General features: G+C 61.2%; 12 protein-coding genes. 8 read left to right on the forward strand and 4 right to left on the reverse strand.

Features of this window, described 5'->3' with window-relative positions:
* Positions 1–22: 22 nt before the first annotated feature.
* Positions 23–640, reverse strand: coding sequence for a S24 family peptidase (locus F550_RS0113715; protein ID WP_018149146.1), 618 nt, complete (start codon positions 638–640; stop codon positions 23–25).
* A 102-nt stretch (positions 641–742) separates the two neighbouring features.
* Here F550_RS0113715 and F550_RS0113720 point away from each other — a divergent pair, with 102 nt between their 5' ends.
* Together F550_RS0113720 and F550_RS0113725 are read left to right on the forward strand one after the other, a co-directional pair.
* Entirely contained in the window at positions 743–1,093 is a 351-nt protein-coding gene (locus F550_RS0113720; protein ID WP_233349033.1) for a DUF952 domain-containing protein, read from the forward strand.
* 1 nt (position 1,094) lies between these two features.
* A complete protein-coding gene (locus tag F550_RS0113725; RefSeq protein WP_018149148.1) occupies positions 1,095–2,183 on the forward strand; it encodes a quinone-dependent dihydroorotate dehydrogenase in 1,089 nt (362 codons plus the stop codon).
* On the opposite strand, the gene F550_RS0113730 is transcribed toward F550_RS0113725, so the two are convergent.
* Positions 2,143–3,471 carry an MATE family efflux transporter gene (locus F550_RS0113730; protein ID WP_018149149.1) on the reverse strand — a complete coding sequence of 443 codons (1,329 nt, stop codon included), beginning with the start codon at positions 3,469–3,471 and terminating at the stop codon, positions 2,143–2,145. The genes F550_RS0113725 and F550_RS0113730 overlap by 41 nt on opposite strands.
* 64 nt (positions 3,472–3,535) lie before the next feature.
* Between F550_RS0113730 and F550_RS17930 the strand changes: the two genes are divergently transcribed.
* The 6 genes from F550_RS17930 to F550_RS0113760 all read left to right on the forward strand — a co-directional run bounded on the left by F550_RS17930 (position 3,536) and on the right by F550_RS0113760 (position 11,397).
* Positions 3,536–4,465: a histone deacetylase family protein gene (locus F550_RS17930; RefSeq protein WP_018149150.1), complete on the forward strand. Its 930-nt coding sequence runs from the start codon at positions 3,536–3,538 to the stop codon at positions 4,463–4,465.
* A 55-nt stretch (positions 4,466–4,520) separates the two neighbouring features.
* Positions 4,521–5,906: a hypothetical protein gene (locus F550_RS0113740; RefSeq protein WP_018149151.1), complete on the forward strand. Its 1,386-nt coding sequence runs from the start codon at positions 4,521–4,523 to the stop codon at positions 5,904–5,906.
* Positions 5,903–6,559, forward strand: coding sequence for a VWA domain-containing protein (locus tag F550_RS0113745; protein WP_018149152.1), 657 nt, complete (start codon positions 5,903–5,905; stop codon positions 6,557–6,559). The genes F550_RS0113740 and F550_RS0113745 overlap by 4 nt, the downstream gene beginning before the upstream one ends.
* A 58-nt stretch (positions 6,560–6,617) precedes the next feature.
* On the forward strand, positions 6,618–8,468 hold the full coding sequence (recQ, locus tag F550_RS0113750; RefSeq protein ID WP_018149153.1) for a DNA helicase RecQ: 1,851 nt from the start codon (positions 6,618–6,620) through the stop codon (positions 8,466–8,468).
* 71 nt (positions 8,469–8,539) lie between these two features.
* Positions 8,540–10,093 carry a carbon-nitrogen hydrolase family protein gene (locus F550_RS0113755; RefSeq protein ID WP_018149154.1) on the forward strand — a complete coding sequence of 518 codons (1,554 nt, stop codon included), beginning with the start codon at positions 8,540–8,542 and terminating at the stop codon, positions 10,091–10,093.
* Positions 10,090–11,397 (forward strand): MFS transporter, encoded by a 1,308-nt coding sequence (locus F550_RS0113760; protein ID WP_018149155.1) that lies wholly within the window; start codon positions 10,090–10,092, stop codon positions 11,395–11,397. Before F550_RS0113755 ends, F550_RS0113760 begins: the two co-directional genes overlap by 4 nt.
* Here the strand turns inward: F550_RS0113760 and F550_RS0113765 are convergent.
* Positions 11,362–11,781: a PaaI family thioesterase gene (locus F550_RS0113765; RefSeq protein ID WP_018149156.1), complete on the reverse strand. Its 420-nt coding sequence runs from the start codon at positions 11,779–11,781 to the stop codon at positions 11,362–11,364. The two genes, F550_RS0113760 and F550_RS0113765, sit on opposite strands and share 36 nt — an antisense overlap.
* Positions 11,778–12,293 (reverse strand): PaaI family thioesterase, encoded by a 516-nt coding sequence (locus F550_RS17935; RefSeq protein ID WP_018149157.1) that lies wholly within the window; start codon positions 12,291–12,293, stop codon positions 11,778–11,780. The genes F550_RS0113765 and F550_RS17935 overlap by 4 nt, the downstream gene beginning before the upstream one ends.
* Between the last annotated feature and the right edge of the window lie 63 nt (positions 12,294–12,356).

The raw sequence follows: 12,356 nt of genomic DNA on the forward strand, positions 1-12,356 counted from the left end.
GCATATGCGAACGGCAGAGGGGTTACTGACTAACCCACAAAATGCGTGCGATCCAGCTGATTTGTGACGGTTTCAGCGTCCGTACCGGATGGTCTGGATTGAGGGATATGAGCTCAACCTGGGTCTCTGTCTGGCGGCCGAGCACCTTGGCCATCACCTCGCCATCCTGCGTCTTCGCGACGACCCGGTCACCTTTTCGAACCTGTGCGCCCGGGGACACGACGATACGGTCTCCCTCGCGATAGGCTGGCTCCATACTGTCGCCGGTAATCTCGAGCGCATAGACAGGCTCGCCGCCAAGGCCGGGGAAGCGAACCTCATCCCAGCCGCCGCCGATCGGGAATCCGCCATCATCGAAAAAGCCGTCAGCGCCAGCCTGCGCAAGGCCGATCAGGGGCGCTGTCGCCCCTCGGCGCCCTTCGATAAGCGCAGCGAAATCATCCATCCCGGCCCCGACGGCATCGAGCGCGCGGGAGATGCTTTCGGTCGATGGCCAGCGCGGGCGGCCATCGCGGGCCTGTCGTTTGGACGGGTTGAAACTGGTCGGGTCGAGACCGGCCTGACGGGCAAGGCCCGAGGCGCTGAGACCGTTCTTCTCAGCCAGAAGATCAATGCCTTTCCAGACGTCGCCGTGGCGCATGATCCTTGGTCTCCATAATCTCTGCAATTTCCTATCATGGGAAAATAAACCTAGCAAGTCTGATGCTTTTCCGGCCGGACCAAAGCCTGTATGAACGCCCGCATGATGCTCGATACACCTGTCTATAAAATCCTCAGCGCCCAGGATGATGAGCGCGCCCGAAAGCTCGGTCATAGTGATACCGACCTCGATGCGCGCGATGGCTATGTCCACCTTTCGTCGAAAGACCAGGTCGCAGAGACCCTGCGGCTCCACTATGCGGGCCAGCACGGCGTACGCCTTTATGAATTCTCGGCGGAAAAGCTTGGCGGCGATGTGAAATGGGAGGAATCGCGCGGCGGTGATCTCTTCCCGCACCTCTATGGCACGCTGCGGCTTTCAGCGGCGCAGCGCCAGTGGACGCTGGAAACGAGCGATCAGGGAAGCCCCGTCCTGCCAGAGGAGCTGCGCTGACATGGCCCTCGCGAAGATCGGCACACGCGTTTTTCGGACCATGCCGCCCGAAGCGGCGCACAATGCGACAATCAGGGTGCTGAAGACCGGGATCGGTCTGCCGCGGATCGATCCGAAACGCTGGAATACATCCGTCACCTTGCCGAATGCGGGGCTCCGCCTTGCCAATCCGGTCGGGCTGGCGGCGGGCTTCGACAAGAATGCTGAAGTGTTTACCGCCATGTCGCGGTTCGGTTTCGGCTTTGTTGAATGCGGAACGGTGACGCCGCGCCCACAGGCGGGCAACGCCAAACCGCGCCTCTTCAGGCTGAGCGAGGACCGTGCTGTCATCAATCGTATGGGCTTCAATAATGAAGGTCTTGAGGCGTTCACCGCGCGGCTGCGTAACAGCGCACGGTCGGCCTCTCCGGTTGGTGCAAATGTCGGCGCTAACAAGGACAGCGAGGACCGGGTTGGCGACTATGAGACCGGTATCGAAGCGGTTTACCCGCACGCGCAATATATCACGATCAACATATCATCGCCCAACACGCCGGGACTGCGCGGTCTTCAGGACAAGGGCGCGCTGGAAGAGCTTCTCACCCGCTGCGGCGAGGCGATGGACCGGGCGCATGAGGCGACAGCAACCGAAGGAAAGGGCCGCAAACCGGCATTCCTGAAGGTCGCACCAGATCTCGATGACAGGGCGATCCACGATATTATCGCGGTTGTGCGGGGGTCGGGGAGCTGGCTCTCAGGCCTCATCATCTCGAACACGACGCTGGAGCGGCCTGACACGCTGCAAAGTGAACATAAATCAGAAACCGGTGGGCTTTCGGGTGCGCCGCTTTTCGACCTGTCGACAGAGGTGCTGCGCGTCTTTTCCCGTGAGCTGAAGGGTGAGTTCGATCTCATTGGCGCAGGCGGCATTGCGAGCGGCGCCGACGCCTACGCAAAGATCCGCGCAGGCGCCCACGCGGTCCAGCTCTATTCAGCGCTCGTCTATCACGGGCCGGGCCTCGTCGCAGAGATCAACCGTGACCTTGCCGAACGGCTCTATGCTGACGGCTTTACGTCTGTTGAGCAGGCTGTCGGGGCTGACTTTCGCTGATCTTTCTGATCATCGATGGCAGGTAGACACCGAGCGCGCCTGCCCGCCAGACATACATGGTGAGGAAGGCGATCCAGACGCCTGAATTGCCGAACTGGTCTTTCAGAAGCACGTCAGCGCCAACATATAGCACTGCCGCCACAACGCCTGCATTGCGAAGGGCCTTGCCCTGCGTCGCGCCAAGGAAAAAGCCATCAAGCTGCCAGCAGGCGAGCCCGATGATCGGGACGGCGGCGCAGTATGGCAGATAGGTGAGCGCCACAGCGCGGGCTTCGTCGTCGGCAACGAAATTCTGGATCAGCCATCCACCGCCGACGAAATAGGCGATGCTGATCAGCGCGGCAAAACCGAGCGCGATCTCGCTCGTCAGCCGCATCGCCCGCATCAGACGGGCCCGGCTGCGCGCGCCATAGGCCTCACCGATCTCCTTTTCGGCGACGAAGGCAAACCCATCCAGCACGAAGGCTGAGACTGACACGAACTGCAGCAGCACCTCATTTCCGGCCAGGGTGGCCGTGCCGAGGCTCGCGCCGGAATTGACGAACCAGGCAAAGCTGAAAAGCAGCGCCAGCGTTCGGATCAGGATGTCGCGATTGGCATTGATCAGCGCGGCCAGCATCTCGCGGTCCAGCAGCGTGCCAGACCGGGTGAAGCCCTTGCGCACGATGACGAGGCCGAATGCGAGGGCCACCCATTCGGCGATCGCCGTGCCTGCGCCAATTCCCGCAGGGCCCCAGCCAAGGCCTGCGACAAACCAGATATCCAGCGCGGCATTGGTGCCGTTCATCACGATCTGAAAGGCGAGAAGCTGGCCTGTGCGGCCTGTGCCCAGCAACCAGCCCGTAATGCCATAGCCCATCAGTACGGCTGGCGCGCCCCAGACCCGTGCAGTGAAATAGTCGCGCGCCAGAGATTTGACTTCGCTGCCAGCTTCAAACGGGCGAAAAACAACAAGCTGGATAAGCGGCGAAAGGATCAGGATCGCGAGCCCGAGCGCGCCGCCCAGCAGGAGCGCGCGTTGAAGCACCGTCTGGACTTCCAGCCGGTCACCGCTGCCATTGGCCTGCGCCGTCAGACCTGTCGTCGACATGCGCAGGAAGCCAAACGCCCAGTAGAGGAAGTTCATCACCACGGCGGCAACACCGACAGCGCCAAGGTCGAATTTGGTGCCATAGAGCCCCATCACGGCCGTATCGACGATGCCCGTTGAGGCCGTCGCTGCCTGCGCCAGCATGACAGGCACGGCCAGGGACAGAACTTTCGAACGGGTGAGCTGCGCGTCGGACATGAGAGCGGCTTATGGCGCGGGTCCCAGCTTGACAATTGCCGCTCTGCCGACATCTCAGGCCTCTATGGCGCTGCCGATTGTTCATCACCCAGACTATGACGCCGAGAGCGTGCCGGACGGTCACCGCTTCCCAATGCGCAAATACTCGCTTCTGGCTGAGCTGCTGCGTGATCGCGGTGAGCGCTTTGCCGTGCCGGCCCATGCGCCTGAGCGCTGGCTGCATCTGGCGCACGACCCGGCCTATGTCACGGCGGTCCTCACCTCATCGGTCGATGCGAAGACCGCGCGCCGGATCGGGTTTGAGATGACGCCTGCGATTGCGGCGCGGACGCGGGCATCTGTCGGCGGGACGTGTCTGGCCGCCCGGCTGGCAGTCCAGCATGGCGCAGCGGTCAATCTTGCGGGTGGCAGTCACCATGCGAGCTATGAAGGCGGGGCGGGGTTCTGCGTTTTCAATGATGTGGCGGTTGCCGCACGTGTCGCGCTGGAAGAGGGGCTTTGCCGCAAGGTGGCGGTGATCGACTGCGATGTGCATCATGGCGACGGGACGGCCCTGATCTTCAAGGGCGACCCAAATGTCTTCACCGCGTCGCTTCACTGCGAGCAGAACTGGCCGCGCGAGAAGCCGCCCTCCGACCTCGATCTCGGTCTGGCCAAGGGGGCGGGCGATAATGACTATCTAGCTGCGCTGGATGGTTTCATCGCCGATTTGTTCGCGCAGGCCGCCCCCGATCTTGTCTTCTACAATGCCGGCGTCGATCCGCATGAAAGCGACCGGCTGGGCCTTCTCAGCCTGACCGATGACGGTCTTCGCGAACGCGACAGACGTGTGGCAGAGGCTTGCGCCTCACGAGGCATTCCGGTCGTCGGCGTGCTTGGCGGCGGGTATGAGAAGGACGCGTCTGCGGTGGCCCGCCGGCACAGTTTCATGGTCGATGCACTGGCAGCTGCCGCTGCGCCCCGCGCGACCTACGCCTTGTCTTCGCCTCATTGATCCTTAACGGTATTTTAACCCGACTTGGACCGACAAAAGATGGAGCGCCTGCTACATGTTTGGGCTGGCATGGACTGACTGGCAATTATGGCTGCTGATCGCAGGCGGTATTCTGCTGCTCTATATCGGGCGGCCCTATCTGCATGGCCTCTTCAGAAGCGTATTTTTCGGTCTCGCCTATGTCCTGCGCGATGTCGCGCGCCGTCTCGAAGAGGGCGGAAATAGTGTCTACAAGCGTTACATTGAGCTCGTCGCCGCCCACACCGCCGAAACGCTTGAGCAGCGGCTTGTCAGCCAGGAAATGAAGCTTGAAAAGCGCGCGCCGGAGATAGACCGGCGCACGAGCGGGATTGTCGACAAGCTGGAAACAAGCCGCGCAGAGCTCGACGCCACCGTCGAAGCCTTTCGTGCCGTTGATCTTGATGAGCGCACGGTGGAAACGGTGCGGGACAAGATCTATGAGTCCAATGCCAGCCGCTCCAAGGCGAAGCTGACCAGTGCCGTTGCGGATGTCCGCCGTGCGGTAAAGGAAGAGCTCACACCGCTGCGCCCGCAAATTAACGCGCTGCGCTCTGAGCTGAAACCGATGGCAGAGAATACTGCGCGCCTTCGCTCCATTTCGAATGAGCTTGAGCGCTCGTCGAAGCAGATCAATAAAGATCTCGCGACCTTTGAGGCGTGCATCCACCCGAATTACGAAGACCGTCGCGCGGCCGCTCAGCGTCAGTCGATCCTTATTCCATGGCTCCTGTCACTGCTCGTGATGGCGATTGCGCTGACGGGTGTGTTTCTGAACTTCTTCCTCATCCAGCGCCCCATGGCGGAGATTGTCGGCGACGACCTTCAGGTCATGGGCATTGGCCTGCCGACGGCGGCTGCACTGGTCGTGATCTTCCTCGAGGCTGTGGCTGGCATCGTGCTCATGGATGCCGCCGGCATCACCAAGATCACGCTCATCTCGACCCTGCCGCGGATCCACAAACGCGTGCTGCTCTATGCGGCGTTCGCGTTTCTTGCCGCCTTCTCCTTCTTCGAAGCCATCCTGGCGATCCAGCGAGAGGTGCTGATCGATATCGATCAGGAAACCACGCGCATGGCGCTGGGCGAAGGCGCCAGTGAAGCATCTGGCGAAAGCGCCGGCGTCTCGCTCACCATGATCGCACAGATGGTGCTCGCGGTGCTCATTCCATGGCTGCTGGCCATTGCGGCGATACCGCTTGAGACAGTGGTCCAGAACTTCATCCTGATCCTGCGTCTGGTGCTTCATCAGGTGATGATCTTCCTCGCTTTCATCTTCGCGACGCTGGCGACGGTGCTGAAGGCGCTCGGCCTATTCGTCTTGAGGGTTTACGACCTCCTCATCTTCCTGCCACTGGCGGTAGAGAGGATGTTCAGGCGCGTCAGGCGGCCTGCACGCAAGAAGGCAGAAGGGGCGGCATGATCTTGAAGCTACTGAAGACACTGGTGTCCACCGCTGGCCTGATATCGCTGGCGGCCTGCGGCGCCATCACGTCGAACTCCAAGGCGGTCTTCATGCTGGTCGACGCGTCGGGCACCTATGTGCGTGAAGTGCCGGACGCTGTGGTGACGGCCAAGCTGCTGACGTCCAAGCTGAACTCCAGCGACATGTTTGCCTTCGGCGAGATCGGCTCGTGCAGCTTCTCTGACAACAGCCTCGTTGTTCGCCGCACCTTGCCCGGTACGCCGAGTGAAGCGGCCTATGCAAAACAGAGCGTCTTCGAGAGCCTCGAAGCCTATGGCGAAAGCGTTCAGGCGACCGATTGGACCGACATTCGCGGCGGGCTGCGCTATGCCGCAACAGAGCTTGAGCAATCGGACCAGGCGACCAAAATAATCGTCATCGTGTCGGATCTGGTCGAAGATGTTTCGCCCAATTGCGATACCAGCGCATTGCAGCTCGACCTTGAAGGGATCACGGTCATCGCGACCAATGTCACCCGGTCTGAACGCGAGGCCTCTGACCCGGACGCCTATTTCCGCCGCCTCGAAGAATGGCAGGCGCTTGTCGAAGACGCTGGCGGAACGTGGGTGCACGCCAATTCACGCGACCGGCTGCTCGAATACATCTTCTGAGGAAATTCGCCGCGTCTCTGGGCCTTGCCTGTTGCGGCACAGGCCCGACTCCATCGACATGTCGTCCATGTCTGACCTGATCTCCGAGACTGCCGGCGAAACACCGCTTTCCCTTCTGAAACGCGTCTATGGCTATGACGCCTTTCGCGGGTTGCAGGACCAGGTCATCGCCAATGTGATGGATGGCCGCGACGTGCTCGCGGTTTTGCCAACCGGTGGCGGCAAGTCGCTCTGTTACCAGATCCCGGCCATCCTCCGCCCCGGTGTGGGCCTTGTCGTCTCGCCGCTGATCGCGCTGATGGCAGATCAAGTCGATGCGTTGAAGGCACTTGGGGTGCGGGCGGAACGGCTCGATTCCTCCATGTCGCAGGACGACAAGCAGGCCGCGCTTCAGGCCGCGCGCGCGGGTGAGATGGACATGCTCTATGTCTCACCGGAAGCGCTCGGCAGCGGGCTCGCAAATGTCCTCGCCAAACTGGACGTCTCGATCATTGCGATCGACGAAGCCCACTGCGTCAGTCAGTGGGGCCATGACTTCCGGCCGGACTACCGTGCGCTCAGCCGTCTCAAGCAGATCTTTTCTGGCGTGCCACGCATCGCGGTCACCGCGACCGCCGATGAGCGCACCCGCGACGATATTTTGCATGAACTGGATCTCACATCGCCAGAGGTTCACGTCGCGAGCTTTGATCGACCGAACCTCATCCTGGGCGCAGAGCCAAAGGCCGGCAAGCGCGCCGACCGGGTGGCAAGCCTGGTTAAAGCGCATAAGGGCGAAAGCGGTATCGTCTATGCGGCGACACGCGATGCGACAGAGACGCTGGCCGAAAGTCTTCAACGCTCGGGTCTCTCGGCGCTTGCCTATCATGCCGGGCTGGATGCGGAGGTCCGTTCTGAGCGGCAGCACCGCTTCCTGCTGGAAGACGGGATCGTCATGTGCGCGACGGTCGCCTTCGGTATGGGCGTCGACAAGCCGGATGTGCGTTTCGTGATCCATGCGGATCCGCCAAAGACCCTGGAGGCTTACTGGCAGGAAGTTGGCCGGGCAGGGCGCGACGGAAAACCAGCCGAAGCCTATGCCCTGTTCGGCCCCGCCGATATGCGCCGCTCGATCAGCTGGACCATGGACAGCGATGCAGCCGAAGAAGTGCGCCGCGTGCAGCTAACGAAGACACGCCAGCTTTTTGCGTTCCTAAATGGAACGGAGTGCCGCCGTGCGGCCGTTCGCCGGTATTTCGGCGAGGCAAATGTCGAGCCATGTGGCGATTGCGACAATTGCCAGCGCGAGCCGGGCGACGGTTTCGACATCACGAAATTCGCACAGATGGCTGTCTCAGCGGTTATCCGTTGCGGACAACGCATCGGGCGTGGCCGGCTCATCGTGCATCTGACGGGGTCGGCCCGTGACGGCTTCGATGAGGACCTGTCCAGTCTCTCTACGTACGGAATTGGAACTGATCTTTCAAAACAGGGCTGGAACGCCGTCTTCGATGAGCTTCTTTTCTCCGGTCTTCTGGCGGAAACGGGTGACGCGATGCGCCCTGTTCTTGCTGTGCCGGATCAGGACGCTGCCCGGGCGCTTTTCAAAGGTGAGCGCGATGTCTGGCTGCGCACCGATCCCAGCCAGCGCAAGACGGCCCGCAAGCGGGCTGGGCCTAGCGCAAGTGCCGTCCATGACCTCTCTGAACGCGACCAGTCCCTATTCGAGGCGCTAAGAAGCTGGCGGCTGGAGACAGCCAAGGAAAAGGGTGTGCCGCCCTATGTCATCTTTCATGACCGCACACTGGCGGCGATTGCGGCTGAACGGCCAGGCTCGTCCGATGCGCTGCGCAATATCAGCGGTGTCGGTGAAAAGAAGGCCGGTCGGTACGCCGAAGACATCGCGCGCATCGTGTCTGAGGCCTCCTAGCCGCATTCGCGCCCTTGCCGCCCCCTCAGGCTTGCTTAGGTTTGTGGCTTCACGATTGATCAGGGGGTCGAATGCCCAGCGAAAGAACCAAGGCGTCCGTTGTTGTGCGCAACGCAACGCTGGACGATGTGCCGGCGATTGCGGCGCTCGTGCTGAAAGTCTACGGGCGGCCGGCCGATGGTTATACGCCGGGCATGCTGCGCGGACAGATTTCTTCGTTTCCTGAAGGCCAGTTCCTCGTCGAGTATGACGGCGATGTTGTGGGTTACGCCGCCAGTTTCATCGTCGGAGAGGATCTCGCGCTCCAGCCGCATGACTGGATCGAGATCACGGGCAATGGTTATGCGGCCCGCCACGACCCGGAAGGCGACTGGCTCTACGGCATGGAGGTCTGTGTCGACCCGGAGATCCGCCGCACCCGGATCGGTCAGCGTCTCTACAATGCGCGCCAGCAGCTCTGTGAAGAGTGGGAGCTGAAAGGCATCGTCTTTGGCGGGCGCATGCCGGGCTGGAAGCGCAAGCGCAAACAGTATCCAGACCCTGAGGATTACGTCGAAGCGGTCCGCGCGCAGAAGATCACTGATCCGGTTATCCGCTACCATCTGCGTGCCGGCTTTGAGCCGATTGGGGTGCTGCGCAACTATCTCGATGAGGACACCGATAGCGGCGGCCATGCCACCCATATGGTCTGGCGTAATCCTTATGAGGTCGACGCCCGGCCGACCAGCAAAGTGTCCTATACGACCAAGGAACGCGTTCGCGTCGGTACCGTGCAGGTCCAGATGCGCGCGGTAAAAAGCTTTGAAGAGTTCATGAGCAATGTCGAGTATTTCGTCGATGTCTGCTCGGACCGGCGCGCCGATTTCGTCGTCTTCCCGGAATTGTTCACGCTGCAATTGCTGGCTTTCGAGAAGCGCAAGCTGCGTCCGGCCGAATCCATTGAGGCGCTGACCAAGTACACGCCGCGTTTCGTCGAGGAAATGCGCGAGCTCGCAATCTCCTACAATATCAACATCATAGGCGGCTCTCACCCGACCCGCACCGAGGATGGCGACATCCAGAACGTCGCTTATGTCTTCCTCCGCGATGGCTCTGTTCATGCGCAGGAGAAGATCCACCCGACGCCGGATGAGCGCCATTGGTGGAACATCAAGGGCGGCGACAGCGTCGATGTGATCCCGACAGATTGCGGCCCCATCGGCGTGCTGATCTGCTACGATTCCGAGTTTCCAGAGCTTGCTCGCCGCTTGACCGATGAGGGCGCGCGCATCCTGTTTACGCCGTTCTGTACCGACAGCCGCCAGGGCTATCTGCGGGTGCGCTATTGTTGTCATGCGCGTTGTATCGAGAACCAGCTCTACGTCGTCACATCGGGGTGCACGGGTAACCTGCCAAATGTCGAGAATATGGACATCAACTATGCCCAGTCCGCTATTCTGACGCCGTGCGACTATCCCTTCGCCCGCGAAGGGATCGCCGCAGAGATCGCCGAAAATGTCGAAGCCGTTGTCATGGCAGATCTTGATATGTCCGATCTCTCTTACGCGCGCTCTCAAGGCACGGTCCGCAATCTCAGGGACAGGCGGTTCGATCTCTACCGGGTCGCCTGGAAGCACGGCGGTTGACCATTCCGGCACTGAGCGAGAACAAACCGCTCAGGCTGGGCAGCCTGATGTTGCTCTATGCAGCGCAGGGTGCGCCGGAAGGTCTTCTCTATATTGCGATCCCGGCCTGGTTCGCCTCGCAAGGCGTCAGCGCCGAAGCGATTGGTGGCTATATCGCGATTATCCTGCTGCCGTGGAGCTTCAAGCTTTTTAACGGCATCCTGATGGACCGCTATACCTTCGCGCCGATGGGCCGGAAGCGGCCATGGCTGATTCTCGCGCAGCTCCTGCTGATCGCCAGCCTGATCTTGTTTGCCGGTCTCGGTTCGCCAGCCGACAGCCTCTACTGGTTTGCGGTCGCAGGCTTTGCCGTGAACTTTGCCGGCGCCTTTCAGGATGTTGCCATCGATGGCATGGCCATCGATATCCTGGGCGAGGAAGAACGGGCCACGGCCAACGGCCTGATGTGGGGTGGCAAGACGCTCGGCACCGCAGGATTTGCCTTTCTGACGGGCCGCCTCATCAGCGATGAAGGCGGCCATGCTATGGCGGGTATCGTCACAGCTCTGTTTGTTGGCATCGTTATGGTGCTGCCGCTCCTCTTGCGAGAGAGGGCAGGGGAGAAACTCATGCCATGGACGGCCGGGACCGCATCAGCACAGACCGAAGCCGTGCAGGTTCGGCGCTGGTGGCCGCTTGTCCGGAATGTGCTCATCGCCATGAAGCGTCCGGCGAGCCTTGCTCTCGGCGCAGGTATCCTGGTCGCATTTCTCGCTTACGGACTGAAAACCGCGTTTTCGCCGAGTGTCGCCGTGCAGGAGCTGGGCTGGGACCGCAGCCTCTTCACCGACCGGGACGCAACAGCTGACCTCATCGGAGGCCTGTTCGGCGTCTTCGTGTCGGGTTGGCTCGCCGACAGGATCGGACCCCTTCGCGCGCTCGGCGGCGCGCTGATCGGCATGGCGCTGCTAAACCTTGCGGCGGTCTTCATGTGGAGCGCAGACGGCGTCTATTTCGCCTATCTCCTGATCTACAGCGTGCTTTTCGTTCTGATGTCGGTCTGCACCTATGCCATCGCCATGGGCCAGTCGCGCGGCAGCGTGGCGGCGACGCAGTTTTCCATCTTCATGGCGCTTTTGAATTTCGGCACGAGTATTGGGGCCAGTCAGCTTGGCTGGCTACGTGGGACGGGCGGCTATGAGGCGGCCTTCGCAGCCTGCGCGGGGCTAAGCGCGCTCGCGCTGGTCTTCTATGCGGTTTCTGTCGCCTTCAACCGGCGGCTCGAAACCTCAACTGTTCTCAGCGACCAGGAAATGCGCTTGTAGCGCGGTGACGATCTTGGCCGGGTCCTCGCCCTGCCAGGCTTCGGCGCGGACGCTAGCCATCCGCCGGCCGAGCTTGTGCACGATAGCGCGGGCATAAAGATCCTCGCTCTTCGCGCTTCTGAGATAGTCGATTGTGATATTGATCGGCTTTGGCGGGCGCTGAAGCTCCGACTCCAGATAAACCTGAGCCATGGCGGTCAGTTCCAGAAAGGCACCCGTTGCGCCGCCATGCAGGGCGTTGATCGCGCGGTTGCCGATAAACTTCTCCTGAAAGGGGAGTTTGGTGACAAGCGTGCCGCCATCGGTTTTGAATTCCATGCCGATAAAGCGGGCGAACGGCGTGCGGTCGAGAAATGCCTGAAGCTGGGCGGCGCGATCGGTCATTTGCCGCCGTTCATCATCTTGTTCGCGATTTCCATCGCCTCATTGCCGCTTGCCCAACGGCTTATGTCATTCAGCGCGAACGTTCCGGCGGCCGTCGCGATCACCTTGTCCCGGCTTTCATGATACGCCCAGGCGTGGGTGAAGGCGACATTGCGGGTCACATGATAGCATTCGGCCTCGGCGAGAATGTCCCGGCCCTTGTCGGCGGGGCGCATATAGTCGATGCGCAGATCCAGCGTCGCCATGGACATCGGTTTCTTGAGCGCGGTGTTGATGCAGATGCCGCTCAGATTATCCAGCAGCGCCGTCAGGACCCCGCCATAAATGACGCCGGTATCTGGGTCGCCGACAAGGTCTTCGCGCCAGGCGACTTTCGCAAATGCACGGCCTTTCTCCATTCCGGTCAGCTCAAATCCGAGCGCCTGGGCCCACGGGACGGTGGACATGATCCGCTGGGCGTTCTGCGCCATCAGTTTGAGCATCACATCCTGATGCTCGGTCTTGTCGCTCATGAAACCCTCAAGGCCTGTTGCCGCGACGTGAAAAATTGACGTCGCCTGATACGTCGATACCAT

It is taken from the genome of Henriciella marina DSM 19595, from assembly GCF_000376805.1.
In the GTDB taxonomy this organism is placed as follows: Bacteria; Pseudomonadota; Alphaproteobacteria; order Caulobacterales; family Hyphomonadaceae; genus Henriciella; species Henriciella marina.